We start from the raw sequence: 25,856 nt of genomic DNA on the forward strand, positions 1-25,856 counted from the left end.
GTCGATCCACGCCAGCCCTCCGGTCGCGCTACCGCCCGGTCAGCGCCGCCACCGCGACCCGCGTCGGCGTGGTCAGCCGCTCCGGCAGCGCGTCGAGCGCGAACCATTGCGGTCCCTCATGCTTGGTCGGCTCGCAATTGCGCGGCGTGCCGGTGAAGTCGCGGACGCGATAGACCGGCGCGACCCAATGCGTGCCGGCGTCGGTATCGATCTGGTCGACCCAGCACAGCCAGTCCGCAGCACCGACGGTGATGCCCAGCTCCTCCGAAACCTCGCGACGCATCGCCGCCTCGGCTGTTTCGAACAGATCGATCTTGCCGCCGGACAGGCCCCAGCAGCCCGCCTCGGGCGGTTTCAGCCGGCGCAGCAACAGGATCTGGCCATCGACAACGATCGCCGCGCCGCAGCCGACGCGCGGTTCGGACATGGAATGCATGCGGTGCTCCCTGGGCGGAATCGATGATCATGGTTCGCAAAAATCCTCCCCCGCCAGGGGGAGGAATTAGGGTAGTCAACACGTTGAGCGTCAATCTTTTCTACAGTGCCATTTTGCCCGATCGCCCGGCACCGCGCAAATCGGCTTACCCCGTTGTTAACCAATGGTTTGCACTCGGCTGCTAGCCGCCAGCTCATGTCGAGCGCACCCGCAATACGATGGATCCTCACCGTCCTGTTGCTGGTCCTGACCGCGATCGCTGCCGTTCCCGCGCAGGCGGAGACGCACGTTCCGCTGCGCGCCTGCATCCTCCCCGCCGCAGGCCAGGCGGACGGCCGCACCGCCGCGACGCTGTTCGCGCAGCCGCAGCGCTTCGATTGCGCGGGCAAGCAGACCAGTTACGGCCCGGGCGATTATTGGGTGCTGTCGCAACCGTTGCCCGCCACCGACGACGCAGCGCTGCGGGTGCGCCAGGCGAGCCTGTGGCAGGCGCGCGCGACGCTCTACGTGCTCTATGCCGATGGCGCGATCCGCCACACCGGCTTCACCAGCGCCAATGCCGGCCGGCACCTGCGGCTCGGGGCGATCATTGAACTCGCGCTGCCGCGTCACGCCGCGCCGCCGGTGCGATTGCTGTGGCACGTCGAGGGTGCGCTCAACCGCCGCGGCGTGCTGGTCGGGCCGACGCTGATGGATCGCGACGCCGCCGCGGCCGCCGACATGACGATGGCCGCACTCTATGCGGCGTTCGCCGGCATGTGCCTCGCGCTGCTCGTCTACAATCTCGCATTATGGGCGGCGCTGCGCCAGGCGTTCCAGCCGGCCTATTGCCTGATGGTGCTGTGCCTGCTCGGTTACGCCTTCACCTCGTCGGGGCTGCTGGGCCAGATCAGCGGCATCGACAACAACGATCGCCAGCGGATCAACTACGTGCTGCTCGCCGGTTCGGCCGCCGCGGCGTTGGTCTTCGCGCGCGCCTTCTTCGAACGCCGCGTGTTCGACGGCTGGCTGCGGCCGTACAGCAGCGCGGTCATCGCCTTCGTCCTGCTCGCCGCCGGCACCTATGCGTGGCTGACGCCGCGCTTCGCCGCGGTCACCGACCTGATCAGCACCGCAAGCTATCTGTTCGTCATCACCCTGCTCGCCCCGATCCTGATCCGCGCCTATCGCCGGCGCAGCAACTATCTGTGGGTCTTCGGCCTCGCCTGGGGGGCGCCGGTGGTGCTCGGCAGCGTGCGGATCCTGGCGGCGTTCAACGTCTTCGCTTGGCAATTGTGGATCGACAATTCGACGCTGCTGGCGATGGCGCTGGAGGCGGCGCTGTCGTCGCTCGGCGTCGCCTATCGCATCCGGCTGCTCAGCCTCGAGCGCGACGCGGCGCGCGAGCAGGAGATCGCCGCCCGGTTGCTCGCCGCGACCGATCCGCTCACCGGCCTGCTCAACCGCCGCGCCTTCCTCGACGGCGCGATCGGCCGCGAGGACGAGCATCAGCTGATCCTCGTCGACATCGACCATTTCAAGCGGATCAACGAAACGATCGGTCATGACGGCGGCGACGAGGTGCTGCGCCTCATCGCCCGCTCGCTGCGCGCCGCCGCCACGCCCGAGGCGTTGGTCGCGCGGATCGGCGGCGAGGAATTCGCGATGCTGGTGCGCGCGGATACGCCGCTCGACGCGCGCGCGGTGCTCGACCGGTTGCGCATGGAGCGGATGCCGTTCGACCTCGTCGTCACCGCCAGTATCGGCACCTGCACCGGCACGCTGACCCGCGAGACCGACTGGAAGGCGATGTACCGCTGCGCCGATCGCGCGCTGTTCGCCGCGAAGGCGGCCGGGCGCGACCGCGTCCGCCACGGCGACGCCCTCGTCCAGGTGGCATGACCCGCTGGCCGCCGTACCGGCTTTCTGGTACGCTGTGCGCGATCGGGAGGATAACGCGATGAGGGACCGTCGGAAACTGGCCGTGGCAGGGCTCGCGCTGGCCATGCTGCTCGCCCTGCGTCACCCGACGCCGGATATCCGATTGCTCACCCACGACATCGGCGATCCCCGCCCGCATCGCGTCCAGGCGGCGATCGACCTCGGGCTGGTCGGCGTATCGGTGCTCTACACCTGGACCGCGCACCGCTGACCGGACGCGGCGATGCCGGCATGGCCGGGCGAAACCATGCCGGCGCCGCCCGCGCTTGCGCCTGCTTCGACGCTGCCGCATAGCGAGGCCATGGATAATCCTATCGAAAGCCTGTCGTTCGAAGACGCGCTCAAGGAGCTCGAACGCATCGTCGGCCGGCTCGAAAGCGGCGAGGCGACGCTGGACGAATCGATCCAGCTCTACGAGCGCGGCGACCGGCTGCGCCAGCGCTGCGCCGAGCGGCTCGACGCCGCGCAGGCGCGGATCGAGGCGATCCGCCTCGATGCCGAGGGCAAGGCGACGGCGACGCGCCCCTTTGCCGCAGGCTGATCGCGTGACGACGACGCTCGACGCGGCCCTGGCGCGCATGTCCGCGGACATCGACGCGCGGTTCGACCGGCTGCTCGCGATCCCCGACGATCCCCGTGCCGATCTGTATCGCGCGATGCGGCATGCGGCGATCGGCGGCGGCAAGCGGCTGCGGCCGCTGCTGGTCGGCGCGACCGCTGACCTGTTCGGCGTCGACCGCGATTGTTCGGGCGACGTCGCGCTCGCGGTGGAGGCGATCCACGTCTATTCGCTGATCCACGACGATCTGCCGGCGATGGACGACGACGACATGCGCCGCGGCAAGCCGACCGTGCACAAGGCGTATGACGAGGCGACCGCGATCCTCGCCGGCGACTGCCTGCACGCGCTGGCGTTCGAGATCCTCGCCGATCCCAGGACGCACGCCGATCCCTTCGTCCGCGCCGAGCTGGTGATGGAACTGGCGCGCGCCTCCGGGCCGAGCGGCATGGCCGGCGGGCAGATGATGGACCTCGTCGCCGAACGCTCGCGCTTCGATCTCGCCACCGTCACCCGGTTGCAGCAGATGAAGACCGGCGCGCTGATCTCCGTCTCGGTCGAACTGGGCGCGATCCTCGGCCGCGTGCCGCCGGAGGGGCGGCGCAGCCTGCACGGCTATGCGCACGACCTCGGCCTCGCCTTCCAGATCGCCGACGACCTGCTCGACGCCGAGGGCGACGAGGCGGTGGTCGGCAAGGCGCTGCGCAAGGACGGCGAGGCGGGCAAGGAGACGTTCCTGTCGCTGCTCGGCGTCGATCGCGCGCGCGAGCAATGCCGCATGCTCGTCGACCAGGCGGTACAGCATCTCCACGGCTACGGTTCCGAGGCCGACGTGCTGCGCGAGGTCGCGCGCTACGTCGTCGAACGCGATCGCTGAAGGGAAACGACATGGCAGAGCGGATCGGCGTCTATCCCGGCACCTTCGACCCCATCACCTTGGGGCATATGGACATCATCCGGCGCGGCGCGAAGCTGGTCGACCGGCTGATGATCGGCGTCACCACCAATCCCTCCAAATCGCCGATGTTCACGATCGAGGAACGGATGGCGATCGTCCGCCGCGAGGTGGCGGGGATCGGCGGCACGGTCGAGGTCGTCGCCTTCGATTCGCTGCTGATGGACTTCGCCGAACGCCAGGGCGCCAAGGTCATCATCCGCGGCCTGCGCGCGGTGGCGGACTTCGAATATGAATATCAGATGGCGGGCATGAACCAGCAGATCAATCCGCGGGTCGAGACCGTCTTCCTGATGGCCGACGTCGCGCTGCAACCGATCGCCAGTCGGCTGGTCAAGGAAATCGCGCTGTTCGGCGGCCCGATCGGCAAATTCGTCACCCCCGCCGTCTGTGCCGAAGTGGTCGCCCGCGTCGAGGTGATCGGCCGCAAGGGCAGCTGAGGGCGTTCCGCCCGTTACCGCACGGCCAGGGCCATCGGACAGGGGGGCATGACGAGGCTCGATCGATCTCCCCAACGACTCGTCACGCCGGACTCGTTCTGGGGTCCACCGGGCCGCCGTTGCGCGCCTGCCCCTCAAGCCTCTCTCCTCGCCGCAGGGTGGACCCTGGAACGGGTCCGGCGTGACGACGTGAGTGCGATAGGGGATCGACCAGCGGGGCAGCGACGCGAGACGCAGACAAGCATCAGGAACGTCTGACCACGTTCAGTTTGGTGCAATCCGCATTTTGTTCTAAGCCGCCGGCACCACCTAAGGTTGGATATTCCATGCGCCCGTTCGCCCGTCTGTTTGCGTTTCTTCTCTGCCTGTTCGCCTTGCCCTTCGCCGCGGCTGCCGCCGCCGCGCAGGCGGTGCCCGGGGTCGCCGAGCGGGCGACGCCGCCCGCGACCACCGACAAGGAGAATCTCTGGCTGATCGATCTGTCGGATGGCGGCCGGGTGACGATCTGGCTGCGCCCCGATGTCGCGCCGAAGATGGTCGAGCGGGTCAAGACGCTGACCCGGCAGGGCTTCTACAACGGCCTGCTGTTCCATCGCGTGATCGACGGCTTCATGGCGCAGGGCGGCGATCCCAAGGGCGACGGCACCGGCGGATCGACGCTGCCCAACGTCGCCGCGGAGTTCAACTATCTGCCGCATGTCCGCGGTGCGGTGTCGGCGGCGCGCGCCGACGCCGAGAACAGCGCCAACAGCCAGTTCTTCATCGTCTTCCAGCCGCGGCTCAGCCTCGACAAGAAATATACGGTGTTCGGGCGGGTGATCGACGGGATGCAATATGTCGACGCGATCGAGCGCGGCGAGCCGCCCGCCAATCCGACCCGCATCGTCCGCGCCTATATCGCCGCCGACAATCCCCCGCCCTACACGGCCGCTGCCGCACCGACGCCGGTGACGCTCGGCGCGCCGGTGACGCTGCCCGGCGCAGGCCCGGCCGGCACCGCCGCGCCCAAGCGTGCGCCCGCCGGGGCCGCGCCTGCGCGCAAGTGAGGGTCGACCTTTTCGACTTCGACCTGCCGGCCGAGCGGATCGCGTTGCGCCCGGCGGTGCCGCGCGACGCGGCGCGACTGCTCGTCCTCGACGGCGAGGCGACGCGTGACCTGACCGTCGGCGCCCTGCCCGGCCAGCTCCGCGCCGGCGACTGCCTCGTGTTCAACGACACGCGCGTCATCCCGGCACAGCTCGAGGGGCGGCGGGGCGATGCGGCGATCGGCGCGACGCTGCACAAGCGCGAGGGACCGCGCCGCTGGCGCGCCTTCATCCGCAATGCCAAGCGGCTGCGCGACGGCGACACGATCGACTTCGGCGCGGAGGTCGGCGCGCGCGCCTCCGATCGCGGCGAGGACGGCAGCTTCGCGCTCGACTTCGCCGGCGACGAGCCGGTCGAACTGCTGCTCGAGCGTGCCGGCCGCATGCCGCTGCCGCCCTATATCGCCGCCAAGCGCCCAACCGACGCGCAGGATGCGACCGATTACCAGACGATGTTCGCCGCCGAACCCGGGGCGGTCGCCGCGCCCACCGCGGCGCTCCACTTCACCCCGGCGCTGGTCGACGCGCTGGCGGCGGCGGGGATCGCGCACGAGACGCTGACGCTGCACGTCGGCGCCGGCACCTTCCTGCCGGTCAAGGCGGAGGACACCGCCGATCATCGCATGCACGCCGAATGGGGCCGGATCGACGCCGCGACCGCCGACCGGCTCAACACGGTGCGCGCGAACGGCGGCCGGGTGATCGCGGTCGGCACCACTTCGCTGCGCCTGATCGAGAGCGCCGCGCGCGCCGACGGCGTCATCGCGCCGTTCGAGGGCGACACCGCGATCTTCATCACCCCCGGCTATGCCTTCCGCGGCATCGACGGGCTGGTGACCAACTTCCATCTGCCCAAATCGACGCTGTTCATGCTGGTATCGGCGCTGATGGGGCGGGAGCGGATGCAGGCGGCTTACGCGCATGCGATCGCCGCGGGGTATCGCTTCTACAGTTATGGCGATGCGTCGCTGTTGCTGCCGGCGCGCGGGTGATGCTGCTCGCGCTCCTGCTCCAGGCCGCCGTTCCGGCCTTGCCGGTGCCCGCGGTGCCCGGCCAGCCGCCGGCGACCTTCGTCGTCGAGCCGGTCGGCATGGCGATCGCCGGTTTCGATAGCGATGGCGATGGCCGTACCTCCCGCGTCGAACTCGATGCGGGCGTGCGGCGCAGCTTCGCCGCGATCGACAGCGGCAAGGCGGGGACGATCGGCTATATCGCCTTCGCCGATTGGGCGGAGCGCTGGCTGGGCGACCGCAACGCGCTGCCGAGCCCGTTCGAGGTCGACAGCGACGGCGACAATCGCATCACGCTCGCCGAGTTGCAGGCGACGTTCGCGCGCATTTTCGCGCGACTCGACGTCGACAAGGACGGCGTCGTCACCCGCAAGGAGCTGCTGACGATCCGCGCCATGGCCGGCCGGACGATGGGACCGCCCGGCAAGCGCAAGCGCTAGGCGGCTCAGCCGCCGCCGATCCCCTCGATCACCACCCCCGACCCCGCGCAGGTCGGACAGGCGTCGTCGCCGATCCGTCCGCTGCCATTGCAGCGCGGACAGACGTTCTCGCCCGTGCCGGGGGTGCCGGCGGGGGCCTGATCGCCGGGCGCCATAGGTTCGTCGGCCATGATCCATCTCCTTGTTGTCGCGCCCCAACGCTCGACACCGCCGGCCGGCTTCGCCAAAGCGGAGCGATCATGTCCTCGCGTTTCGCCTTCACCATCGCCGCCACCGACGGCCGCGCCCGCACCGGCTCCATCCAGATGCATCGCGGCACGATCCGCACCCCCGCCTTCATGCCGGTCGGCACCGCCGCGACGGTCAAGGCGATGAAGCCCGCCGACGTCGCGGCGAGCGGCGCCGACATCATCCTCGGCAACACCTATCACCTGATGCTGCGCCCCGGCGCGGAGCGGGTGGCGCGGCTCGGCGGCTTGCACGGCTTCATGGGCTGGGAGCGGCCGATCCTCACCGATTCGGGCGGCTATCAGGTCATGAGCCTCGCCGACCTCACCAAACGCTCCGAGGAGGGCGTGTCGTTCAAGTCGCATCTCGACGGCACCCGCCATCTGCTCAGCCCGGAACGGTCGATCGAGATCCAGCGCCTGCTCGGCTCCAACATCGTCATGGCCTTCGACGAGCTGGTCCCGACCACCGCGACGCGCGAGGTGCAGGCGGCGGCGATGGAGCGGTCGATGCGCTGGGCGAAGCGCAGCCGCGCCGCGTTCGACGCGGGCGGCGAGCATGGCGCGAGCAATGCGATCTTCGGCATCCAGCAGGGCGCGCTCGACGAAGGGCTGCGCAAGGCGTCGGCGGATGCGCTGATCGACATTGGCTTCGATGGTTATGCGGTCGGCGGCCTTGCGGTCGGCGAGGGGCAGGAGGCGATGTTCGGCTGCCTCGACTTCGCGCCCGCGCAACTGCCCGCGGACCAGCCGCGCTATCTGATGGGGGTCGGCAAGCCCGACGATATCGTCGGCGCGGTCGAGCGCGGCATCGACATGTTCGACTGCGTCATGCCGACGCGGTCGGGGCGGACGGGGCAGGCGTTCACCCGCGACGGGCCGATCAATCTGCGCAATGCGAAATTCGGCGAGGACCAGGGGCCGCTCGACGCCGAATGCGCCTGCCCCGCCTGCACGACGTGGAGCCGGGCGTATATCCATCATCTCGTCCGGTCCGGCGAGATTCTCGGCGCAATGCTGATGACCGAGCATAATATCTGGTTCTACGAACGCTTGATGGCGGACCTGCGGCAGGCCATTGCAGCCAGGGAACTGACCCCGTTCGCGAACGCGTTCCGCGCGCGCTATAAGCGGGGCAAGGGAGAGTAATATGTCGGATCAGCCCAATGAGATTCTCGCCGCGGCCGCCGCGGCCAAGGCCCAGCAGGACGCCGCCGCGAAGACGCGCGATCCGTCGACCAAGAGCCATTGGCCGATGCGGATCATCGGCGTCGGCATCGGCTCCGCAGCGGTCGCGGCGGCGGTGCTGTTCGCCAATTCGGGCAAGAAGCAGGACTGACCGGCCCGAAACGCGTTTCCCATCGCGATTGCAAACTTTGCATGTTGAGCGCTACCATTTGCACTTGCGGGAACAGGTGCTGCGCTGCACAAAGAGCGTGCCTTTCAGGCATCCTCTCCTAAAAACTTTTACGGCCGGTCGTCTCGATCGGCCTTTCTTTTTGCCCTGACATCCGGCACGTCGTGGCCACCGTGTTCGGGCGGATAGACAAGAAACGGCAGGAGAGGAGCCGCCGGCAAGACCGGCAACGGCCCGACCGGATGGGCGGGGGATGCGAGCCCGCGGCTCTCCCCCGCCGCCTCTTCCGGCATCACCAGCACGAGGCACCGCCAAGATGATCGCGATCGGAACCAGGGTCGATGAAACCGGCACGTTGATCCGCGACGGCGGCGCCTTCTACCTGCGCCGCGATTCGGGCGGCCGGTTCGAGCTGGAGCTGCACCGCACGCCGGTCGATCTGGTCGAGAAGCGCGTGCGGCTGGTCGGCACGTTGGTCGGGCCGGATCTCGTCAACGCCGATGGCGTGGCGCCGGCGTGAAGACCCCGCCCCCGTCTGACGACTATGCCCGCGGCCGGCGCGACGGATTGCGGCTGGCGCTGGCGATCCTCGCCGTCGAGGAGGCGAAATGGGCGGCGTTGCTGGGCGAGAGCCCGTCGTGGCGGACCAATGCGACGCGTGAGGTACGCTACAAGACGCTGCAGGTCGCGCAGACCCGCGTGCAGACCGCGCTCAACCGCCTCACGCCGAAGGGCGAGGCGGCGGCGATCGACGCGGAACTCGCCGCCGCGCTCGACAAGCTCGGCCTGTAGCTCAGCCCGCCGCGGACGCGGTGCGGAGCGTGATCCGGGTGATCTCCGGCGGCCGGCCGAGGCGCAAGGCGAAGCCCGGCCACAGGCCGGTGCCGTTGCTGACGTAGAGCGTCATGCCGTCCACCGCATACCGGCCCGACACGAAGCCACCGTTCGCGGGCCTGAACAACCGGTCGAGCCCCGCGATCATCCCGCCATGCGTATGACCGGACAGTTGCAGCGCGACGCCGCGCGACGCCGCCAGGCGTGCGTTACGCGGCTGATGGTCGAGCAGGATGACCGGCGCGGCCGGCGGCCGGTGCGCCAAGGCGGCGTCGAGATCGGGGCCGGCCTCGCCATGCGACGGCGCGGACGCGTCGGTCACCCCGGCGAGCACGAGCCCGTCGCCACCGCGGGTCAGCACGCGATGCGCATTGGGCAGCATGCGAAAGCCGAGCCCGGACAGGTGCCGCATCCAGCCGGCATAATCGAAGAAATATTCGTGGTTGCCGGGAATCGCATAGACGCCGTCGGGCGCGCGCAACCCGGCGAGCGGGGCGACGTCGGCGCGGCGCATGTCCACCGATCCGTCGATGAAGTCGCCGGTGACGACGATCAGGTCGGCGCCCGCTTCATTGGTCCGGTCGACGACCGCCCGCGTCCAGCGCTGCGGGAACAGCCGGCTGATATGCAGGTCGGTGAGCTGCACCAGCCGATAGCCGTCGAACGACGGCGGCAGGTCGCGCACCGCGACGGTGACGTCGCGCACCGGCGGCACCCGGATCGCGCCGGCGACGCCGATCGCGGCGAGCAGCGCCGCGACGCCGGCGCTACCGTAGCGCGCCGCGTCGGGTGCCCCCGCCACCTCGCGCCGGACCAGCATCGTGGCGAGCGTGCCGAGATCGAGCACGATCTGGAGCAGCGCGAGCAGCACGAGCGCGCCGAAAGCCCAGTTGAACAGGATGACGATGCCGCGCGGGAATTCCGGGGCGAACACCGAGCCCGACGAAAGGCGGCTCCAGAAATGATATTGCGAGGCGGCAAGCAACGTCGCCGCGACGCCCCCCTTCGCCCAGAGCGGCAGGGACAGCGGCAACAGCCAACGGACGATGACGTACAGGGACGGCGTCGCAAAGATCAGGTGGAAGATCGTCATTCTCCTTGGCGCGCCACGCGGCCGCGTCGCCGTCCCGTCACGCCGCCCGTCGATCAGCTCGGGTGCGCGGCGCTCTCGACGGCGGCCTCGCTCGTGTCGGTCGGCGTCACCGCGACCGAACCGACGTCTGCCTCGGCCTGTTCGGCGAGTTTCATCTGCTCATAGGCGATTTCGAGATCCGCGACACCCGAACCGGTCGGCTGGATCGGCAGATCGCCGAAGCCTTCGGCGGGGCTAGCGTGGTCGGCGGGATTGGTGGTCTCGGTCATCATTCTCTCCTTGTCAGCGGCGTCAACGCATCGTCGCGGGGACCGGACGCATGACGCCTTCCGTCAAGACAAAAATCACCTCGATCAGGAACTTAGATCAGGATGGCGCATTAGGGGCCGGTTCGGGAGAAAGCATCGCCACCTTTGGCCTGCCGGCGTCCGGGCACTGCCGGGAGCGGTCATGACCCATGTGCTGATCATCGAGGATTCCTATCTGTTCGGGCAGTTCGTCTCCGACGCCGCGCTGCTCGCGGGGGCCGACAGCACCGAGATCGCCGAGACGCAGGCGGCGGCGGAAGCGGCGGCGCAGCGCTGCACGCCGGGGATGATCATCGCCGACGTCAAGCTCGCGCACGGTTCGGGGGTGAGCGCGGTCGAGCGGATCGCCGAGGGCCGCCACATCCCGATCCTCTACGTCACCGGCTATCCCGAGCGCTGCGGCGAATGTCCGCCGGGATCAACGGTGATCGAAAAACCGGTGTCGCACGACACGCTGCAACGTTCGATCAGCCGCCTGATCGACGATCAGGCCGCGCTTCTCGCCGCGCACTGACGCGGTCGAGGTGGAGCCGCCACCACGGATGCGGCGACGGCTCCGACAGTCCTGGAGAACTGCACACGAAGGATCGGGAGAACCCTTCCTGCTGCGCACGGGCTCTAATGGTTAACGGCCGCAAGTCGACCGGAAACGGGCTATGTACGATACCGTACAGAGTGCCGGTCGCCCGCGCTCGCCTGCGCGATTGGCAAAGCCGGCGGTAGCGGCTAAGTCGATCGGCGGTGCCGGTTCCCGGTGCCATGATCGCGTCGGTGCCCTTCGCAAGGGGGCGTAAATGGGAATGCGGTGCGGGGCCTCGGCTCCAATGCCGCGGCTGTCCCTGCAACTGTAAGCGGCGAGTGACGGACACATGCCTTCCCCTTCGGGAAGGCGGCCACTGGCAAGGGTTCGCCCGATCCGGGAAGGCCGTGCCCCGAACCATGACCCGCGAGCCAGGAAACCTGCCGGCGATAAGGTCGCTCTTGCTTTGGCCCAGGGGATGGCCGGGGCACGGTGTTCCGTCTGAGCGACGAAGACCCATGCGGTTGGCCCGCATCGGTGCGTGGCGCGGGCGACATGCGAAGCGCCCGTCCGTCGCTCGCGCATCGGCGATATGTGGCCCCACCGTGCTTTCGTCGTCGCGGCGCTCGCGAAGGAACATCCGTGGCCGATCCCCTGCCCCATGCCGCCTCCCGGCTTACCAAGGTGCCCGTCACCATCGTCACCGGCTTCCTCGGCGCCGGCAAGACGACGCTGATCAGCCATCTGATCCGCAACGCCAATGGCCGCCGGCTCGCGGTGGTGGTCAACGAATTCGGCACTTTGGGCGTCGACGGCGACATCCTGAAGGGCTGCGCGATTCCCGACTGCCCGGCGGAGAATGTCGTCGAACTCGCCAACGGCTGCATCTGCTGCACCGTCGCCGACGATTTCATCCCGACGGTGGAGACGCTGCTCGCGCTCGATCCGCGCCCCGACCATATCCTGATCGAAACCTCCGGGCTTGCGCTGCCCAAGCCGCTGCTGAAGGCGTTCGACTGGCCGGCGATCCGCTCGCGCATCACCGTCGACGGCGTCATCGCGCTGGCGGATGCCGAGGCGGTCGCCGCCGGCCGTTTCGCCACCGATGTCGCCTCGCTCGACGCGCAGCGCGCCGCCGATCCGGGGATCGATCACGAGACGCCCCTGGCCGAGGTGTTCGAGGACCAGCTCGCCTGTGCCGACATGGTGCTGCTGACCAAGGCCGATCTCGCCGGGCCGGAGGGCGTCGCCGCCGCCCGCGCGGTGATCGCCGCCGAGGCGCCGCGGCCGGTGCCGGTGGTCGAGCTGGTCGACGGCGTGATCGATCCCGCGGTGATCCTCGGCCTCGACGCCGCCGCCGAGGACGACATCGCCGCCCGCCCGTCGCATCACGATGGCGAGGACGAGCATGAGCACGACGATTTCGACAGCCTCGTCCACGAGACCGGCGAGATCGACGACCCCGCGGTTTTGGTCGCAGCGATCGAACGGCTCGCGCGCGAGTCCGACGTGCTGCGCGTCAAGGGCTATGCGGCGGTGCGCGGCAAGCCGATGCGGCTGCTCGTCCAGGCGGTCGGCGCGCGGGTGCGGACGCAATACGACCGGCCGTGGCGGCCGGACGAGGCGCGCGCCACCCGGCTGGTCGTCATCGCCGAGCACGACCGCATCGATCCCGCGACGATCGGACCCGTGCTGAACGGCTGAGCACCCACGATGCACGTCGTCTTCCGCGAGAGCCACGGGCTGGAGGAGACCGCGACGCCGCGCGATCTCGGCCAGCGGCCGGCGGATCTCGTCGTCCTGTCCTTCTCCGACAGCGACCTCGGCGCGTTCGCCGCCGGCTGGCATGCCGCGCGCGGCGGCGTGCCGCTGCCGTCGCTGCGGCTCGCCAACCTCGCCGATCTCGCGCATCCCTTGTCGGTCGACACCTATGTCGAGCGCACGCTGGCGGGTGCGAAGGGGATATTGATCCGGCTGATCGGCGGCCGCTCCTATTGGTCCTACGGCCTGCAACAGGTCGAGGCGCTGGCGCGGACGCAGGGCATCGCGCTGGCGGTGCTCGCCGCCGACGGGCGCGAGGACGCCGCGCTGGCCGCCGCCTCGACCGTGCCGGGCTCGACGCTCGGCCGGCTCGCAGCCTTGTGCGACACCGGCGGCGCGGTCGCGGCACAGGCGGCCCTCGCGCAGCTCGCGCTCGCCGCGGGGCTGGCGGCGGGACCGGTGCGCGGGGTGCGCGCGGTTCCGCCGGTCGGCGGCTGGACCCCGGCGGACGGCGTCACCTGCCCCGCGGCGCTCGCGATGCGGCCGGCGGCGCGGCCGCGGGTGCTGCTCACCTTCTACCGCTCCTATCTGCTCGCCGCCGATCTCGATCCGGTCGCGGCGCTCGCCGGGGCGCTGACGGCGCGCGGCTTCGACGTCGTTCCGCTGTTCGCGCCGTCGCTCAAGGATGCGCACGCGCGCGGCTGGATCGCGCGCTGGGTCAGGGCGCTGGCCCCCGTCGCGATCCTCAACGCCACCGCCTTCTCGGCGCGCGACGATGCCGAATCGCCGCTCGACGGCGCCGACGTGCCGGTCTTCCAGGTCGCGCTCGCCACCTCGACGCAGGCCGCCTGGGCGGAGAGCGCGCGCGGCCTGTCGCCCGCCGATCTCGCGATGCACGTCGTCCTGCCCGAGGTCGACGGCCGCATCTTCGCCGGGATCGCCAGTTGCAAGCAGGATGGGGTGCGCGATCCCGATCTCGATTACGCCCGCCGCGCGCATCGCGCCGACCCCGCCCGCATCGCGGCGATCGCCGATCGCGTCGCCGCCTGGGTCTCGCTCGGCCGGACCGCACCGGCGGCGCGGCGGCTGGCGCTGATCCTCTCCACCTATCCCGGCAAGAGCCATCAGATGGCGCATGCGGTCGGGCTCGACGCGCTCGCCTCGGCGGAGGCGATGCTCGCCGACCTCGCCACGGCCGGGCACGCGGTCGCGGCCGGCGCGCCGCTGGCCGAGGCGTTGACCGCGGAGCGGCTATGCTGGCCGGTCGCCGCCTATCGCGCCGCGCTCGCTGCACTGCCGCCGAGCCTGCGCGACGACCTCGCCGCCGCCTGGGGCGAACCCGAGCATGATCCCGCGGTTGCCGATGGCGCCTTCCGCTTCGCCGCGACGCTGCGCGGCGGGACGCTGGTCGCGCTCCAGCCCGAACGCGGCACGCCCGCGACCCGCGCCGACGACTATCACGACCTGTCGCGCGTCCCCCGCCACGGCTATGTCGCTTTCTATCTCTGGCTGCGCGCCCGTGGCTGCGATGCGGCAATCCAGATCGGCGCGCACGGCACGCTCGAATGGCTGCCGGGCAAGGCGGTGGCGCTCTCCGACGCCTGCTGGCCGGAGGCGCTGACCGGGCCGTTGCCGATCCTCTATCCGTTCATCGTCAACGATCCCGGCGAGGCGGCGCAGGCCAAGCGGCGCACCGCCGCGGTGACGCTCGGCCATTTGCCGCCGCCGATGATCGCGGCGGACGGCGGCGCGGGGCTGGGCCGGCTGGAAACGCTGCTCGACGAATTCTCCAACGCTGACGGGCTCGACCCGGCGCGGCGCGACCGGTTGCAGCGCGATATCGCCGACGAGGCGCAGGCGATCGGCCTTGCCGCCGAACTCGATCTCGCCGGTGCGACCACCGCCGCCGAGGCGATCACCCGCATCGACGCCTTCGTCTGCGACGTGAAGGACAGCCGCTTCGGCGACGGCCTGCACGTCTTCGGCCGCGGCGCGTGCGGCGTGGCGGAGCGCGACGGGCTGCTCGCCGCGCTCGCCGGCCGCCGCGTCGCCGCCGGCCCGGCGGGGTCGCCGCACCGCGGCCGTACCGACGTGCTGCCGACCGGGCGCAATCTGTTCGCGGTCGATCCGCGTGCGGTGCCGTCGCGCTCGGCGCATCTGCAGGGCCAGCGGCTCGCCGACGAACTGATCCGCCGCCACCTGCAGGATCACGGCGACTATCCGCGCGGATTGGTGGTCGACCTTTGGGGATCGGCGACGATGCGCACCGCCGGCGAGGAATTCGCGATGGCGCTGCACCTGCTCGGCGTCGCGCCGGTCTGGGACCTGGGCTCCGACCGCGTCACCGGGGTCGACATCCTGCCGCTGGCGATGCTCGACCGGCCGCGGATCGATGTGACGTTGCGCATTTCCGGCCTGTTCCGCGACACGTTCGCGCCGCTATGCATGCTGTTCGGTCAGGCGGTGCGGGCATTGGCGGCGCGTGACGAGCCCGCCGACTGGAACCCCTTCGTCGGCCGTGCCGCCGCGCCGCGCGTCTATGGCCCCGCGCCGGGCCGATACGGGCTCGGCATCGGCGACGCCGCGGACACCTATACCGACGCGGCGCGTGCCGTGGCGGGCGAGGCGTGGCTGGCGGCATCGTCCTTCGCCTTCGACGGGGCCGAAGACCATGCCGATGCCGCCGGCCTGCGCGCGCGCGTCGCCGCCGCGGACGCCTTCGTCCATCTGCAGGACCTGCCCGAAAGCGACCTGCTGCTCGCCGCCGATTATGCCGCGCACGAAGGCGGGTTCGCCGCCGCGCAGGCGGTCGCGGGCGGCCGGGCGGCGCTCTATCATCTCGACGCGCGCGATCCCGCGCGGCTGCGCGCGCGCACCCTGCGCGAGGAGATCGCGCGCGTCGTCCGCGGCCGGGCGACGCAGCCGGCGTGGATCGACGGCATGATGCGCCACGGCTTCCGCGGCGCTGCCGAGATCGCCGCGACGCTCGACCATCTCGGCGCCTTCGCGCATCTCGCGCGCGTCGTGACGCCCGAGCTGATCGACCTCTATTACGATGCGACGCTCGGCCGCGACGAGGTGCGCGCCTTCCTCGCCGCCGCCAATCCCGCCGCGCTCGCCGCGATGGAAGCGCGCTTCGCCGCGCTGCACCGCTCCGGCCTGTGGCCGACGCGGCGCAACGCCATTCTGGCGGTGCTGGCATGAGCGTCGTGCGCGGCTGGTGCCCGACCGCGTGGCGGCCGATGGCGGCGGGCGACGGGCTGATCCTGCGCGTCCGTCCGCGGCTCGCCCGGCTGACGCCGGCCCAGGCACGGACGATCGCGTCGGTGGCACGCACGCACGGCAACGGCCTGATCGACCTGACCAACCGCGCCGCGCTCCAGCTGCGCGGAATGCGCGAGGCGGACTGGCCGGTCGCGCTCGCCGCGCTGGTCGCCGCCGGACTGGTCGATCCCGATCCGGTGCGCGAGGCGCGCGCGCTGCTGGTCGCGCCCGACTGGCGGGAGGGCGACGACACGCATCGCATCGCCTGCGCGCTGCTCGATCGCCTCGACGCGCTGCCGCCGCTGCCCGGCAAGATCGGCATCGCGATCGATGCGGGGCGCGCGCCGGTGCTGACCGGCAGCCCCGCCGACTTCCGGATCGAACGCGGCGCGACCGGGCTGATCCTGCGCGCCGACGGCCGCGCCGGCGGGTACGCGCTGGCACGGGGCGAGGAAGCGACCGCGCTGATCGCACTGGCGGAGTGGTTCGTCGCGAGCGGCGGCGTCGCGGCGGGACGCATGGCGCGTCATGTCGCACCGTTGCCGGCAAGCCCTGCGGGGGTCGCCGCGCCCGGGGAACCCGAGACGCACCCGCCACGCCCCGCCTGCGGCACCGCGATCGGCCTGCCCTTCGGCCGGATCGACGCGGCGACGCTCGCCGACCTCGCCGGCCGGCCGGGCGTCACCGGCATCCGCGTGACGCCGTGGCGGACAGTGCTGGTCGAGGGGCTCGATCCCGCCGGCCCCGGCCTTCCCGCCTTGGCGGCCGCGGACCTCGCCGTCGACGCCTGCGTCGGCGCCCCCGCCTGCCCGCAGGCGACCGTCGCGACGCGCGCGCTCGCGCTGCGCCTCGCGCCGCACGTCGCCGGGCGGCTGCACGTCTCGGGATGCGCCAAGGGCTGCGCCCGCGCCGCGCCCGCCGACGTCGTCGCGACCGGCCGCGACGGCCGTTTCGATCTCGCCTTTGACGCGCGTGCCGGCGATCCCGCCGCCATCGCCGGCCTGTCGCCCGACGCCCTCATCGCCCTGCTCGAAAGCCCCTTCCGTGTCGCATAGCTACGAAACCGACGGCGCCGCAATCTATCGCCGCTCGTTCGCCATCATCCGTGCCGAGGCCGATCTCGCCCGCTTTCCGGCCGAGGAGGAGCCGGTCGCGGTGCGCATGATCCACGCCGCGGGCCTGGTCGAGCTCGCCGCCGCGATCCGCTTCTCGCCCGGCTTCGCGGCGCAGGCGCGCGCCGCGCTCGCCGGCGGCGCACCGATCCTGTGCGACGCGCGCATGGTCAGCGAGGGCATCACCCGCGCCCGCCTGCCCGCCGACAATCCGGTGATCTGCACGCTGCACGATCCGCAGGTGCCGGCGCTCGCCGCGGCGATGGCCAACACCCGCTCCGCCGCCGCGCTGGAATTGTGGCGGCCGCATCTCGCCGGTGCGGTGGTGGCGATCGGCAACGCGCCGACCGCCTTGTTCCACCTGCTCGACATGCTCGCCGACCCCGCCTGCCCGCGCCCGGCGGCGATCGTCGGCTGCCCGGTCGGCTTCGTCGGCGCGTGCGAATCGAAGGACGCGCTCTGGGCCGAGCAGCCGGCGCCGTGCGCGATCGTCGCCGGCCGGCTCGGCGGCAGCGCGATCACCGTCGCCGCGGTCAACGCGCTGGCGAGCCGCGCCGAATGACGATCGGCACCGTCCATGGCGTCGGCCTCGGCCCCGGCGCCGCCGACCTGATGAGCGTGCGTGCCGACCGGCTGGTGCGCGGCGCGCGCCACCTCGCCTATTTCCGCAAACAGGGCCGCGCGGGCCGCGCCCGCCGGCTGGTCGACGGCCTGTTGCGTACCGACGTCGTCGAATATGCGATGGACTATCCGGTGACCACCGAGATCGCCGTCGCCGACCCCGCGTATAACGACTGCCTCGCCGCCTTCTACGCCGACTGCACCGCGCATCTCGCCACGCTGGCGGAGGCGGGCGAGGACGTGGTGGTCTTGTGCGAGGGCGATCCGTTCTTCTACGGATCGTTCATGCATCTGCATGCGCGGCTCGCCGACCGCGTGCCGGTGCGGATCGTGCCGGGGATCACCGGCATGTCGGGCGCGTGGACCGCGACCGACCGGCCGATCACCTGGGGCGACGACGTGCTGACCATCGCCACCGCGACGTTGCCCGAGGCGGAGCTGACCCGCCGCATCCGCGATACCGACGCTCTGGTGGTGATGAAGATCGGCCGCCACCTCGCCAAGCTGCGCCGTGCGGTCGCCGCCGCCGGGCGCACCGATGCGGCCTGGCTGGTCGAATATGCCGCGATGCCCGAGGAACGCGTCACCCCGCTCGCCGCGGCGGGGGTGACCGCGCCCTATTTCGCGATCCTGCTGATCCACGGCCAGGGGCGGCGGCCATGAGCGGCAACGGCTGGCTGGCGATCGCGGGACTGGGACCGGGCGATGCGGCGCTGATCACGCCCGAGGTGACCGACGCGCTGACCCGCGCGACCGACGTGATCGGCTATATTCCTTATGTCGCGCGCGTCGCGCCGCGGCCGGGCCTGCGGCTGCACGCCAGCGACAATCGCGTCGAGATCGACCGCGCGGGCCACGCGCTGCGGCTCGCGGCGGAGGGCGGGCGCGTCGTCGTGGTGTCGTCGGGCGATCCCGGCGTGTTCGCGATGGCGGCCGCGGTGTTCGAGGCGCTGGAGGCGGGGCCGCCCGACTGGCGCGACCTCGACATCCGCGTGCTGCCCGGCATCACCGCGATGCTCGCCGCCAGCGCCCGCGCCGGCGCGCCGCTCGGCCATGATTTCTGCGCGATCAACCTGTCCGACAATCTGAAGCCCTGGCCGCTGATCGCGCGCCGCATCGCGCTCGCCGCCGAGGCGGATTTCGCCATCGCCTTCTACAATCCGCGCTCGCGCGCGCGGCCCGATACGCTCGATGCCGCCTTCGCGATCCTGCGCGCGGCGTGCCGCGACGATCGGCCGGTGCTCTTCGCCCGCGCCGTCACCACCGCGGAGGAAGCGCTGCGCATCGTGCCGCTGCCCGCGGCGCGGGGTGCGATGGCCGACATGCGCACGATGGTGATCGTCGGATCGAGCCGCACCCGGCTGATCGCGCGCGACGGCGCGCCGATCCTCTATACGCCGCGCTCGGCATGACCCAGCCACGTCAACACCGCGGCGACGTCGTGCACCTCGGCGCGCGCGGGCAGCATCGGCCGGTCGATCAGCAGCACCGGCAAGGCGAGATCGCGCGCCGCCGCCAGCTTCGCCGCCGCGCCGCTGCCGCCGGCATTCTTGGCGACGACCAGGTCGATCCCGTGCCGCGCGATCAACGCGCGGTCGGCGGCAGGGGTGAACGGACCACGATCGACGACCAGATCGTGCTGCGGCAACGCCGGAGGACGATCCGGCCGGTCGACGAAGCGGAGCAGATAATGGTGCTGCGGCTGCGCGGCGAAGGCATCGACGTGCATCCGGCCGAGCGCGAGCATCACCCGCCGTGCCGGCCCGTCGAGCGCCGCCACAGCGCCGGCGATGTCGGGTACGTGCGTCCAGCGGTCGCCGGCCTGCGCCACCCAGGCCGGGCGGGTCAGCGCGAGCAGCGGCACGGCCGCGGCGGCGGCGGCGGCGACGGCATGGCCGCTCATCTGCGCGGCGAAGGGGTGGGTCGCGTCGACCAGATGCGTGACGCGCTCCCGGCGAAGATGCTCGGTCAGCCCGGCCACCCCGCCGAAGCCGCCGATCCGCACCGCCACCGGCTGCGCCGCGGGGGCCTTTGTACGCCCGGCATAGCTCAGCGTCGCCGCCACCCCGTGCGCCGCGCAGGCGGCGGCGAGCGCGCTCGCCTCGCTCGTCCCGCCGAGGATCAGGAGATGGGGCATGGCTGAAGGCAATCCGTGGCTGACGATCGTCGGGATCGGCGAGGATGGACCGGCGGGCCTGTCGACGGCAAGCCGCGCCGCGCTCGACGCCGCGCAATGGGTCACCGGCGCGCGCCGTCATCTCGCGTTGCTGCCGCCGCTCGCCTGCCCGGCCGAACCGTGGCCGGTGCCGTTCGAGGCGGGCATCGCGCCGTTGCTCGCGCGGCGCGGGCAGCGGGTGGTGATGCTGGCGTCGGGCGATCCGTTCTGGTTCGGCGCGGGCGGTACGCTCGCCCGCCATCTCGCGCCCGGCGAGTGGGTCGCTCATCCCGCCCCCTCGACCTTCGCGCTCGCCGCCGCGCGGCTCGGCTGGCGGCTGGAGGAGACCGCCTGCCTCGGCCTCCACGCCGCGCCGCCGACGCGGCTGCGCGCGCATCTGGCGCCGCGCGCCCGCGCGATCGTGCTGGTCCGCGATGGCGACGCGGCGCTGGCCACCGCGCGCTATCTGACCGAACGGGGCTTCGGCGCGTCGCGGATCGCCGTCCTCGAAGCGCTCGGCGGTCCGCGCGAACGCATCCGCCACGCGGCCGCGGTGGATCTGGCGCTGGACGACATCGCGCATCCCGTCGCATTGGGCATCGCCTTCGCCGGCGACGGCGCGATCCTGCCGCGCACCGCCGGCATCGCCGACGACTGGTTCGCGCATGACGGCCAGATCACCAAACGCCCCGCGCGTGCGCTGACGCTCTCCGCGCTGGCGCCGCGTCCCGGCGAGACCTTGTGGGACATCGGCACCGGATCGGGATCGATCGCGATCGAATGGCTGCTCGCTTCCCCCTCGACGCAGGCGATCGGCTTCGAGCGCGATCCCGCCCGCGCCGCCCGCGCGCGCATCAATGCCGCCGCGCTCGGTGTCGACCGGCTCGCCGTCGTCGAGGGCGACGCCCCCGCCGTGCTCGCCGACCGGCCGCCGCCGGACGCGGTGTTCGTCGGCGGCGGGCTCGGCGAGGCGCTGCTCGCCAAGCTGTCCGTCGACCTGCCCGCCGGCACGCGGCTGGTCGCCAATGCGGTGACGCTCGAATCCGAAGCCTTGCTCGCCAGCTGGCACGCGCGGCGCGGCGGGCATCTGCTGCGCATCGAACTCGCCGAAGCGGTGCCGCTCGGCAGCCGCCGCGGCTGGCGGGCGAGCTATCCGTTGGTCCAGTGGAGCGTGACCTTGTGATCGTCGCCGGCTTCGGCTGTCGCGCCGGCGCCACCGCCGGATCGCTCCGCGCCGCGCTCGTCGTCGCGAGCGAGGGCCATATCGCGACGATGCTCGCCATCCCCGCCGACCGGCTCGGCATCGCCCGGCCGCTGGCCGACGCGCTCGACCTGCCGCTGGTCGGCATCGCCGCCGACACGCTCGCCGCCATCGCCACGCCGACCCGCTCGCCTGCCAGCCTCGCCGCACGCGGCACCGGCAGCGTCGCAGAGGCCGCGGCGCTCGCCGCCGCAGGTCCCGGCGCGCGCCTGCTCACATCGCGCCGCATCTCGCCAGACCGTATGGCGACCTGCGCGCTCGCCATCCCACAGGAACTCCCCGCATGACCGTCCATTTCATCGGCGCCGGCCCCGGCGCACCCGATCTGCTGACGCTGCGCGGCCGCGACCGCATCGCCGCCTCGCCGGTCTGCCTCTACGCCGGATCGCTGGTGCCCGCCGCGCTGCTCGACCATTGCCCGCCCGGCGCGCGGATCGTGAACACCGCGTCGCTGTCGCTCGACGAGATCCTCGCCGAGATCGTCGCGGCACATGCGGCGGGGCAGGATGTCGCCCGCCTCCATTCGGGCGACCTGTCGATCTGGTCGGCGATGGGCGAGCAGCTGCGCCGGCTGCGCGCGCTGGGCATCCCGGTGACGATCACCCCCGGCGTGCCCGCCTTCGCCGCCGCCGCCGCCGCGCTGGAGGCCGAACTGACGCTGCCCGGCCTCGCCCAGTCGGTCGTGCTGACCCGCACCTCCGGCCGCGCCAGCGCGATGCCGGCGGCGGAGACGCTCGCCGCCTTCGCCGCGACCGGTGCGACGCTCGCCATCCACCTGTCGATCCACCGGCTCGCCGAGGTCGCCGCCGAACTGGCGAACCATTATGGCGCGGACTGCCCGGTGGCGATCGTCTGGCGGGCGAGCTGGCCCGACGAGCGCATCGTCCGCGGTACGCTCGCGACGATCGTCGCGATGGCGGCGGGCGGCCCCGAACGCACCGCGCTGATCCTCGTCGGCCGCGTCCTCGACGCCGAGGGGTTCGCCGAAAGCAGCCTCTATGCGCCCGGTTACGATCGCCGCTTCCGCCCGCAATCGGCGGAGTCGCGCTTCGCCGGAGGCGATGCGGCATGACCCCCCGCCCCATTCCGGGCCTGATGATCGCCGCGCCCGCCTCGGGCGCCGGCAAGACGACGGTGATGCTCGGCCTGCTCCGCGCCTTCACCGACGCCGGGCTGACCGTGCAGCCGTTCAAGAGCGGTCCCGACTACATCGATCCCGCCTTCCACCGCGCCGCGAGCGGGCGCCCGTCGTTCAACCTCGACAGTTGGGCGATGCCGGCGGCGATGCTCGACGGGCTGGCCGACCGCGCCGGCGATGCCGATCTGGTGCTCGCCGAGGGGTCGATGGGGCTGTTCGATGGCGTCGCCCGCCCCGGCGCGACCGGCAATGGCGCCAGCGCCGACATCGCCGCACGGATGGGCTGGCCGGTGGTGCTGGTGCTCGACATATCCGGCCAGGCGCAATCCGCCGCCGCCACCGCGGCGGGCTTCGCGCGCTTCGATCCCGCGGTGCGGATCGCCGGGGTGATCCTCAACCGCGTCGCCAGCCCGCGCCACGAACGGCTTGCCCGGGTGGGGATGGAGGCGATCGGCATCCGCGTCTTCGGCAGCCTGCCGCGCCGTGCCGACCTCCAATTGCCCGAACGCCACCTCGGCCTCGTCCAGGCCGGCGAACATCCCGATCTCGACGCACGCGTCGCCGCTTATGCCGCGTTCCTGACGGAGCACGTCGACCTCGCCGCGCTGCGCGCCGCCGCCGACGCCGGCGCGCTCAGCCCGGTCCCACCGCCGCCGCTGGTGCCGCCCGCGCAGCGCATCGCGCTAGCCCGCGACGCGGCCTTCTCCTTCACCTATCCGCATCTGCTCGACGGCTGGCGCGCCGCCGGTGCCGAGATCCTGCCCTTCTCGCCGCTCGCCGACGAGGCGCCGGACGCCACCGCCGATCTGGTCTGGCTGCCCGGCGGCTATCCCGAGCTGCACGCCGGTCGCCTCGCCGCGGCGGAGCGGTTCCGCGCCGCGCTCCACGCGCACGCCGCAACGCGGCCCGTCCATGGCGAGTGCGGCGGCTATATGGCGCTCGGCGAGGGGCTGATCGACGCCGCCGGCGTGCGTCACCGCATGGCCGGGCTGCTCGGCCTCGTCACCAGCTACGAACGGCGGCGGATGCACCTCGGCTATCGCCGCGCCGCGCTGCACGCGCCGCTCGCCGCGCTCCCGGCGGGGACGACGCTCGCCGGCCACGAATTCCATTATTCGACGATCCTCGACCAGCCCGACGCCGCATTGGCGCGGGTCACCGATGCGGAAGGGACCGAGCTCGCCGACACCGGTTCGTACCGGGGCCGCGTGTCGGGCACCTTCTTCCACCTGATCGCGGTGGTGGGATGACCGGCTTCGTCTCCTTCGTCGGCTCGGGGCCGGGCGACCCCGAGTTGCTGACGCTGAAAGCGGTCGACCGGCTGCGCACCGCGGACATCGTGCTGTTCGACGATCTGTCGGCCGGGCCGGTGCTGCGCCACGTCCGCGCCGACGCCGATCTCGTCGCGGTCGGCAAGCGCGCCGGCCGTCCCTCGCCGAGCCAGCGCCACGTCTCGGCGCTGCTCGTCACGCATGCGGCGACCGGCGCGCGCGTCGTCCGCCTCAAATCGGGCGACCCCGGCATCTTCGGCCGACTCGAGGAGGAGATCGTCGCCTTGCGCGAGGCGGGGATCGGGTTCGAGATCGTCCCCGGCATCAGCGCGGCGAGCGCCGCGGCGGCGGCGGCGGCGATCCCGCTCACCCGGCGGCTGTCGGCGCGGCGCGTCCAGTTCGTCACCGGCCACGACGTCACCGGCACGCTGCCGCAAACACGCAACATGGCGGCCCTCGCCGACCCCGAAGCAACCACCGTAATCTACATGCCCAAACGCACCTTCCCAGCGTTAGCCGAAGACCTCGCTGCGCACGGCCTGCCTCCCCATACGCCCGCGCTGTTCGCCGAGAACGTCGGCCACCCCGACCAGCGGCTGACCCGCACCACCATCGCCGCGCTCGCCGACCGCCTACGTGACACCGTGTCGGAAGCACCGGCATTGATCCTCTACGGCCCGTTGATGGAGGAGGCATGATCCACCTCGACCTCATCGGTATCGGCACCGGCGATCCCGATCATCTCACCCGCGCCGCCGAACGCGCGATGCGCGCCGCCGACCTGATCCTGTTGCCGCGCAAGCGCGCCGACACCGCCGACCTCCTCGACCTGCGCCGCGCGCTCTGCGCCGAGGTGGTGACCGGCGCGACCCGCGTCGTGGCCTTCGACCTGCCCGAGCGCGCCGCGGACGGCCCCTATCTGGGTGCGGTGCGCGACTGGCACGACGCCATCGCCGCCGCCTGGGCCGACGCGATCGCGACCAACCTGCCAGCCGGCGGCCGGCTCGCCATGCTCGTCTGGGGCGACCCCTCGCTCTACGACAGCAGCCTGCGGATCGCCGCGCGCCTGCGCCGCGGCGGCATGGCGCTGACGGTCACCGTGGTGCCCGGCATCACCAGCCTGCAGGCGCTGACCGCCGCGCATGCCATCCCGCTCAACACGCTCGCCGCGCCGGTGCTCGTCACCACCGGCCGCCGGCTGCGCGCCGCGGGCTGGCCGGCAGGTATCGATACGCTGGCGGTAATGCTGGACGGCGATTGCGCGTTCACGACGCTCGATCCCGCGGGCGTCACAATCTGGTGGGGCGCCTATCTCGGCATGCCGCAACAGGCGCTCGCCGCCGGCCCGCTCGCCGACACCGGCGCGGCGATCGTCGCGCGGCGCGCGGCGCTGCGCGTCGAACACGGCTGGATCATGGACACCTATCTGCTCCGCCGGACGGCCGCGTGAGCGCACCCGAGTTCGACGCGGCGTTCCGCGACCGGCTCGACCTGCTGCTCCACTGGCGCCGCGACGTCCGCCATTTCCGCCGCGATCCCGTCGCGGCGGAGGCGATGCAGGCGCTGTTCGCCGCCGCGGCGCTGGCGCCCTCGGTCGGCAACGCCCAGCCCTGGCGCTTTGTGCGGCTGCGCTCGCCCGGGCTGCGCGAGACGCTAGCCGCGCATGTCGATGCCGCCAGTGCGGCGGCGGCCGACCGGCTGCCCGACGCCGCACGCCGCGCGCAGTACGCCCGGCTCAAGCTGCACGGCCTGCGCGAGGCGCCCGAATTGCTCGCGGTGTTCAGCGACGAGGCGCCCGCCGCCGGCCACGGCCTCGGCCGCGCGACGATGCCGGAAATGCTGCGCTATTCCACCGTCATGGCGATCCACGCGATGTGGCTCGCCGCCCGCGCGCGCGGCATCGGCCTCGGCTGGGTATCGATCCTCGATCCCGCGTATGTCACCGCCTTGCTCGACGTGCCGGCGGAGTGGACGCTGATCGCGCTGCTCTGCATCGGCTATCCCGAGGCGCCCGCCGCCGCCCCCGAACTGGAGCGTCGCGGCTGGCAGGCGCGCGAACCGCTCGCCGACCGCGTCATCGACCGCTGAC

At 72.1% G+C, this 25,856-nt stretch carries 31 protein-coding genes and 1 riboswitch; of the genes, 26 read left to right on the plus strand and 5 right to left on the minus strand.

Features of this window, described 5'->3' with window-relative positions; all coding sequences use genetic code 11:
- Window positions 1-28 precede the first annotated feature (28 nt).
- Window positions 29-436, minus strand: a complete 408-nt coding sequence (locus SFC76_RS13330) for an NUDIX hydrolase (RefSeq protein WP_322849915.1) — start codon at window positions 434-436, stop codon at window positions 29-31.
- A gap of 195 nt (window positions 437-631) precedes the next feature.
- Here SFC76_RS13330 and SFC76_RS13335 point away from each other — a divergent pair, with 195 nt between their 5' ends.
- The 8 genes from SFC76_RS13335 to SFC76_RS13370 all read left to right on the plus strand — a co-directional run bounded on the left by SFC76_RS13335 (window position 632) and on the right by SFC76_RS13370 (window position 6,845).
- Entirely contained in the window at window positions 632-2,317 is a 1,686-nt protein-coding gene (locus SFC76_RS13335; RefSeq protein WP_322849916.1) for a diguanylate cyclase, read from the plus strand.
- Between the two features lie 58 nt (window positions 2,318-2,375).
- A complete protein-coding gene (locus tag SFC76_RS13340; RefSeq protein WP_322849917.1) occupies window positions 2,376-2,567 on the plus strand; it encodes a hypothetical protein in 192 nt (63 codons plus the stop codon).
- Window positions 2,568-2,657: 90 nt separating this feature from the next.
- Window positions 2,658-2,897 carry an exodeoxyribonuclease VII small subunit gene (locus SFC76_RS13345; protein ID WP_038665424.1) on the plus strand — a complete coding sequence of 80 codons (240 nt, stop codon included), beginning with the start codon at window positions 2,658-2,660 and terminating at the stop codon, window positions 2,895-2,897.
- A gap of 37 nt (window positions 2,898-2,934) precedes the next feature.
- The gene (locus SFC76_RS13350; protein ID WP_322850046.1) at window positions 2,935-3,792 is read left to right on the plus strand and encodes a farnesyl diphosphate synthase; all 858 of its coding nucleotides are present in this window, start codon (window positions 2,935-2,937) and stop codon (window positions 3,790-3,792) included.
- Between the two features lie 11 nt (window positions 3,793-3,803).
- Window positions 3,804-4,310 carry a pantetheine-phosphate adenylyltransferase gene (gene coaD, locus SFC76_RS13355; protein ID WP_322849918.1) on the plus strand — a complete coding sequence of 169 codons (507 nt, stop codon included), beginning with the start codon at window positions 3,804-3,806 and terminating at the stop codon, window positions 4,308-4,310.
- Between the two features lie 326 nt (window positions 4,311-4,636).
- A complete protein-coding gene (locus SFC76_RS13360; RefSeq protein WP_322849919.1) occupies window positions 4,637-5,356 on the plus strand; it encodes a peptidylprolyl isomerase in 720 nt (239 codons plus the stop codon).
- Window positions 5,353-6,387, plus strand: coding sequence for a tRNA preQ1(34) S-adenosylmethionine ribosyltransferase-isomerase QueA (gene queA / locus SFC76_RS13365; RefSeq protein ID WP_322849920.1), 1,035 nt, complete (start codon window positions 5,353-5,355; stop codon window positions 6,385-6,387). The genes SFC76_RS13360 and queA overlap by 4 nt, the downstream gene beginning before the upstream one ends.
- Window positions 6,387-6,845, plus strand: a complete 459-nt coding sequence (locus tag SFC76_RS13370; RefSeq protein WP_322849921.1) for an EF-hand domain-containing protein — start codon at window positions 6,387-6,389, stop codon at window positions 6,843-6,845. Before queA ends, SFC76_RS13370 begins: the two co-directional genes overlap by 1 nt.
- A 5-nt stretch (window positions 6,846-6,850) precedes the next feature.
- On the opposite strand, the gene SFC76_RS13375 is transcribed toward SFC76_RS13370, so the two are convergent.
- Entirely contained in the window at window positions 6,851-7,015 is a 165-nt protein-coding gene (locus SFC76_RS13375; RefSeq protein ID WP_322849922.1) for a hypothetical protein, read from the minus strand.
- Between the two features lie 69 nt (window positions 7,016-7,084).
- Here SFC76_RS13375 and tgt point away from each other — a divergent pair, with 69 nt between their 5' ends.
- The 4 genes from tgt to SFC76_RS13395 all read left to right on the plus strand — a co-directional run bounded on the left by tgt (window position 7,085) and on the right by SFC76_RS13395 (window position 9,221).
- The gene (tgt, locus tag SFC76_RS13380; RefSeq protein ID WP_322849923.1) at window positions 7,085-8,221 is read left to right on the plus strand and encodes a tRNA guanosine(34) transglycosylase Tgt; all 1,137 of its coding nucleotides are present in this window, start codon (window positions 7,085-7,087) and stop codon (window positions 8,219-8,221) included.
- A gap of 1 nt (window position 8,222) precedes the next feature.
- Window positions 8,223-8,411: a hypothetical protein gene (locus SFC76_RS13385; protein WP_322849924.1), complete on the plus strand. Its 189-nt coding sequence runs from the start codon at window positions 8,223-8,225 to the stop codon at window positions 8,409-8,411.
- 334 nt (window positions 8,412-8,745) lie between these two features.
- Complete coding sequence (locus SFC76_RS13390; protein WP_322849925.1) at window positions 8,746-8,949, plus strand: DUF5818 domain-containing protein; 204 nt, start codon at window positions 8,746-8,748, stop codon at window positions 8,947-8,949.
- Window positions 8,946-9,221: a hypothetical protein gene (locus tag SFC76_RS13395; RefSeq protein ID WP_137899007.1), complete on the plus strand. Its 276-nt coding sequence runs from the start codon at window positions 8,946-8,948 to the stop codon at window positions 9,219-9,221. Before SFC76_RS13390 ends, SFC76_RS13395 begins: the two co-directional genes overlap by 4 nt.
- 1 nt (window position 9,222) lies before the next feature.
- On the opposite strand, the gene SFC76_RS13400 is transcribed toward SFC76_RS13395, so the two are convergent.
- Both SFC76_RS13400 and SFC76_RS13405 read right to left on the minus strand, forming a co-directional pair.
- A complete protein-coding gene (locus tag SFC76_RS13400; protein WP_322849926.1) occupies window positions 9,223-10,356 on the minus strand; it encodes a metallophosphoesterase in 1,134 nt (377 codons plus the stop codon).
- Window positions 10,357-10,409: 53 nt separating this feature from the next.
- Window positions 10,410-10,625, minus strand: coding sequence for a hypothetical protein (locus tag SFC76_RS13405; protein WP_322849927.1), 216 nt, complete (start codon window positions 10,623-10,625; stop codon window positions 10,410-10,412).
- Window positions 10,626-10,806: 181 nt separating this feature from the next.
- On the opposite strand from SFC76_RS13405, the gene SFC76_RS13410 reads away from it, so the two are divergent.
- The 7 genes from SFC76_RS13410 (at window position 10,807) to cobJ (ending at window position 19,354) form a co-directional block, all read left to right on the plus strand.
- Window positions 10,807-11,178, plus strand: coding sequence for a response regulator (locus SFC76_RS13410; RefSeq protein WP_322849928.1), 372 nt, complete (start codon window positions 10,807-10,809; stop codon window positions 11,176-11,178).
- A 238-nt stretch (window positions 11,179-11,416) separates the two neighbouring features.
- Window positions 11,417-11,647: riboswitch (cobalamin riboswitch) on the plus strand.
- A 179-nt stretch (window positions 11,648-11,826) separates the two neighbouring features.
- The gene (gene cobW, locus SFC76_RS13415) at window positions 11,827-12,888 is read left to right on the plus strand and encodes a cobalamin biosynthesis protein CobW (protein ID WP_322849929.1); all 1,062 of its coding nucleotides are present in this window, start codon (window positions 11,827-11,829) and stop codon (window positions 12,886-12,888) included.
- A 9-nt stretch (window positions 12,889-12,897) separates the two neighbouring features.
- Complete coding sequence (gene cobN / locus SFC76_RS13420) at window positions 12,898-16,149, plus strand: cobaltochelatase subunit CobN (protein WP_322849930.1); 3,252 nt, start codon at window positions 12,898-12,900, stop codon at window positions 16,147-16,149.
- Window positions 16,146-17,264, plus strand: a complete 1,119-nt coding sequence (locus SFC76_RS13425; protein WP_322849931.1) for a cobalamin biosynthesis protein CobG — start codon at window positions 16,146-16,148, stop codon at window positions 17,262-17,264. Before cobN ends, SFC76_RS13425 begins: the two co-directional genes overlap by 4 nt.
- A complete protein-coding gene (locus SFC76_RS13430; protein ID WP_322849932.1) occupies window positions 17,254-17,883 on the plus strand; it encodes a precorrin-8X methylmutase in 630 nt (209 codons plus the stop codon). The genes SFC76_RS13425 and SFC76_RS13430 overlap by 11 nt, the downstream gene beginning before the upstream one ends.
- Window positions 17,880-18,605, plus strand: coding sequence for a precorrin-2 C(20)-methyltransferase (gene cobI, locus SFC76_RS13435; RefSeq protein WP_322849933.1), 726 nt, complete (start codon window positions 17,880-17,882; stop codon window positions 18,603-18,605). Before SFC76_RS13430 ends, cobI begins: the two co-directional genes overlap by 4 nt.
- Entirely contained in the window at window positions 18,602-19,354 is a 753-nt protein-coding gene (cobJ, locus tag SFC76_RS13440) for a precorrin-3B C(17)-methyltransferase (RefSeq protein WP_322849934.1), read from the plus strand. Before cobI ends, cobJ begins: the two co-directional genes overlap by 4 nt.
- Here cobJ and SFC76_RS13445 read toward each other — a convergent pair.
- On the minus strand, window positions 19,333-20,079 hold the full coding sequence (locus tag SFC76_RS13445; RefSeq protein WP_322849935.1) for a cobalt-precorrin-6A reductase: 747 nt from the start codon (window positions 20,077-20,079) through the stop codon (window positions 19,333-19,335). The genes cobJ and SFC76_RS13445 overlap by 22 nt on opposite strands.
- Between SFC76_RS13445 and cbiE the strand changes: the two genes are divergently transcribed.
- Genes cbiE through bluB form a run of 7 tightly spaced genes read left to right on the plus strand, consistent with a single transcriptional unit; the run spans window position 20,078 to window position 25,855 of the window.
- A complete protein-coding gene (gene cbiE, locus SFC76_RS13450; protein WP_322849936.1) occupies window positions 20,078-21,280 on the plus strand; it encodes a precorrin-6y C5,15-methyltransferase (decarboxylating) subunit CbiE in 1,203 nt (400 codons plus the stop codon). The two genes, SFC76_RS13445 and cbiE, sit on opposite strands and share 2 nt — an antisense overlap.
- Window positions 21,277-21,645, plus strand: a complete 369-nt coding sequence (locus SFC76_RS13455) for a cobalamin biosynthesis protein (protein WP_322850047.1) — start codon at window positions 21,277-21,279, stop codon at window positions 21,643-21,645. Before cbiE ends, SFC76_RS13455 begins: the two co-directional genes overlap by 4 nt.
- Window positions 21,642-22,430: a precorrin-4 C(11)-methyltransferase gene (gene cobM, locus SFC76_RS13460; RefSeq protein WP_322849937.1), complete on the plus strand. Its 789-nt coding sequence runs from the start codon at window positions 21,642-21,644 to the stop codon at window positions 22,428-22,430. The genes SFC76_RS13455 and cobM overlap by 4 nt, the downstream gene beginning before the upstream one ends.
- The gene (locus SFC76_RS13465) at window positions 22,427-23,746 is read left to right on the plus strand and encodes a cobyrinate a,c-diamide synthase (protein ID WP_322849938.1); all 1,320 of its coding nucleotides are present in this window, start codon (window positions 22,427-22,429) and stop codon (window positions 23,744-23,746) included. Before cobM ends, SFC76_RS13465 begins: the two co-directional genes overlap by 4 nt.
- Window positions 23,743-24,465, plus strand: coding sequence for a uroporphyrinogen-III C-methyltransferase (gene cobA / locus SFC76_RS13470; protein WP_322849939.1), 723 nt, complete (start codon window positions 23,743-23,745; stop codon window positions 24,463-24,465). The genes SFC76_RS13465 and cobA overlap by 4 nt, the downstream gene beginning before the upstream one ends.
- Window positions 24,462-25,217, plus strand: coding sequence for a precorrin-6A synthase (deacetylating) (gene cobF / locus SFC76_RS13475; RefSeq protein ID WP_322849940.1), 756 nt, complete (start codon window positions 24,462-24,464; stop codon window positions 25,215-25,217). Before cobA ends, cobF begins: the two co-directional genes overlap by 4 nt.
- Window positions 25,214-25,855, plus strand: coding sequence for a 5,6-dimethylbenzimidazole synthase (gene bluB / locus SFC76_RS13480; protein WP_322849941.1), 642 nt, complete (start codon window positions 25,214-25,216; stop codon window positions 25,853-25,855). The genes cobF and bluB overlap by 4 nt, the downstream gene beginning before the upstream one ends.
- Window position 25,856 lies beyond the last annotated feature (1 nt).

The sequence above is a fragment of the Sphingomonas sp. CD22 genome, assembly GCF_034556155.1.
Taxonomy (GTDB): domain Bacteria; phylum Pseudomonadota; class Alphaproteobacteria; order Sphingomonadales; family Sphingomonadaceae; genus Sphingomonas.

Excerpts from the sequence above, each read along its gene's own strand:
- SFC76_RS13445 (WP_322849935.1), bottom strand. The coding sequence starts at position 20,079 with ATGCCCCATCTCCTGATCCTCGGCGGGACGAGCGAGGCGAGCGCGCTC.
- tgt (WP_322849923.1), top strand. The coding sequence starts at position 7,085 with ATGTCCTCGCGTTTCGCCTTCACCATCGCCGCCACCGACGGCCGCGCC.
- cobI (WP_322849933.1), top strand. The coding sequence starts at position 17,880 with ATGACGATCGGCACCGTCCATGGCGTCGGCCTCGGCCCCGGCGCCGCC.
- SFC76_RS13340 (WP_322849917.1), top strand. The coding sequence starts at position 2,376 with ATGAGGGACCGTCGGAAACTGGCCGTGGCAGGGCTCGCGCTGGCCATG.
- SFC76_RS13335 (WP_322849916.1), top strand. The coding sequence starts at position 632 with ATGTCGAGCGCACCCGCAATACGATGGATCCTCACCGTCCTGTTGCTG.
- cbiE (WP_322849936.1), top strand. The coding sequence starts at position 20,078 with ATGGCTGAAGGCAATCCGTGGCTGACGATCGTCGGGATCGGCGAGGAT.
- cobM (WP_322849937.1), top strand. The coding sequence starts at position 21,642 with ATGACCGTCCATTTCATCGGCGCCGGCCCCGGCGCACCCGATCTGCTG.
- SFC76_RS13360 (WP_322849919.1), top strand. The coding sequence starts at position 4,637 with ATGCGCCCGTTCGCCCGTCTGTTTGCGTTTCTTCTCTGCCTGTTCGCC.
- SFC76_RS13405 (WP_322849927.1), bottom strand. The coding sequence starts at position 10,625 with ATGACCGAGACCACCAATCCCGCCGACCACGCTAGCCCCGCCGAAGGC.
- cobA (WP_322849939.1), top strand. The coding sequence starts at position 23,743 with ATGACCGGCTTCGTCTCCTTCGTCGGCTCGGGGCCGGGCGACCCCGAG.
- SFC76_RS13425 (WP_322849931.1), top strand. The coding sequence starts at position 16,146 with ATGAGCGTCGTGCGCGGCTGGTGCCCGACCGCGTGGCGGCCGATGGCG.
- SFC76_RS13385 (WP_322849924.1), top strand. The coding sequence starts at position 8,223 with ATGTCGGATCAGCCCAATGAGATTCTCGCCGCGGCCGCCGCGGCCAAG.
- SFC76_RS13410 (WP_322849928.1), top strand. The coding sequence starts at position 10,807 with ATGACCCATGTGCTGATCATCGAGGATTCCTATCTGTTCGGGCAGTTC.
- SFC76_RS13390 (WP_322849925.1), top strand. The coding sequence starts at position 8,746 with ATGATCGCGATCGGAACCAGGGTCGATGAAACCGGCACGTTGATCCGC.
- SFC76_RS13400 (WP_322849926.1), bottom strand. The coding sequence starts at position 10,356 with ATGACGATCTTCCACCTGATCTTTGCGACGCCGTCCCTGTACGTCATC.
- SFC76_RS13375 (WP_322849922.1), bottom strand. The coding sequence starts at position 7,015 with ATGGCCGACGAACCTATGGCGCCCGGCGATCAGGCCCCCGCCGGCACC.
- coaD (WP_322849918.1), top strand. The coding sequence starts at position 3,804 with ATGGCAGAGCGGATCGGCGTCTATCCCGGCACCTTCGACCCCATCACC.
- SFC76_RS13350 (WP_322850046.1), top strand. The coding sequence starts at position 2,935 with ATGTCCGCGGACATCGACGCGCGGTTCGACCGGCTGCTCGCGATCCCC.
- cobN (WP_322849930.1), top strand. The coding sequence starts at position 12,898 with ATGCACGTCGTCTTCCGCGAGAGCCACGGGCTGGAGGAGACCGCGACG.
- SFC76_RS13370 (WP_322849921.1), top strand. The coding sequence starts at position 6,387 with ATGCTGCTCGCGCTCCTGCTCCAGGCCGCCGTTCCGGCCTTGCCGGTG.
- SFC76_RS13345 (WP_038665424.1), top strand. The coding sequence starts at position 2,658 with ATGGATAATCCTATCGAAAGCCTGTCGTTCGAAGACGCGCTCAAGGAG.
- cobJ (WP_322849934.1), top strand. The coding sequence starts at position 18,602 with ATGAGCGGCAACGGCTGGCTGGCGATCGCGGGACTGGGACCGGGCGAT.
- SFC76_RS13465 (WP_322849938.1), top strand. The coding sequence starts at position 22,427 with ATGACCCCCCGCCCCATTCCGGGCCTGATGATCGCCGCGCCCGCCTCG.
- cobF (WP_322849940.1), top strand. The coding sequence starts at position 24,462 with ATGATCCACCTCGACCTCATCGGTATCGGCACCGGCGATCCCGATCAT.
- SFC76_RS13330 (WP_322849915.1), bottom strand. The coding sequence starts at position 436 with ATGCATTCCATGTCCGAACCGCGCGTCGGCTGCGGCGCGGCGATCGTT.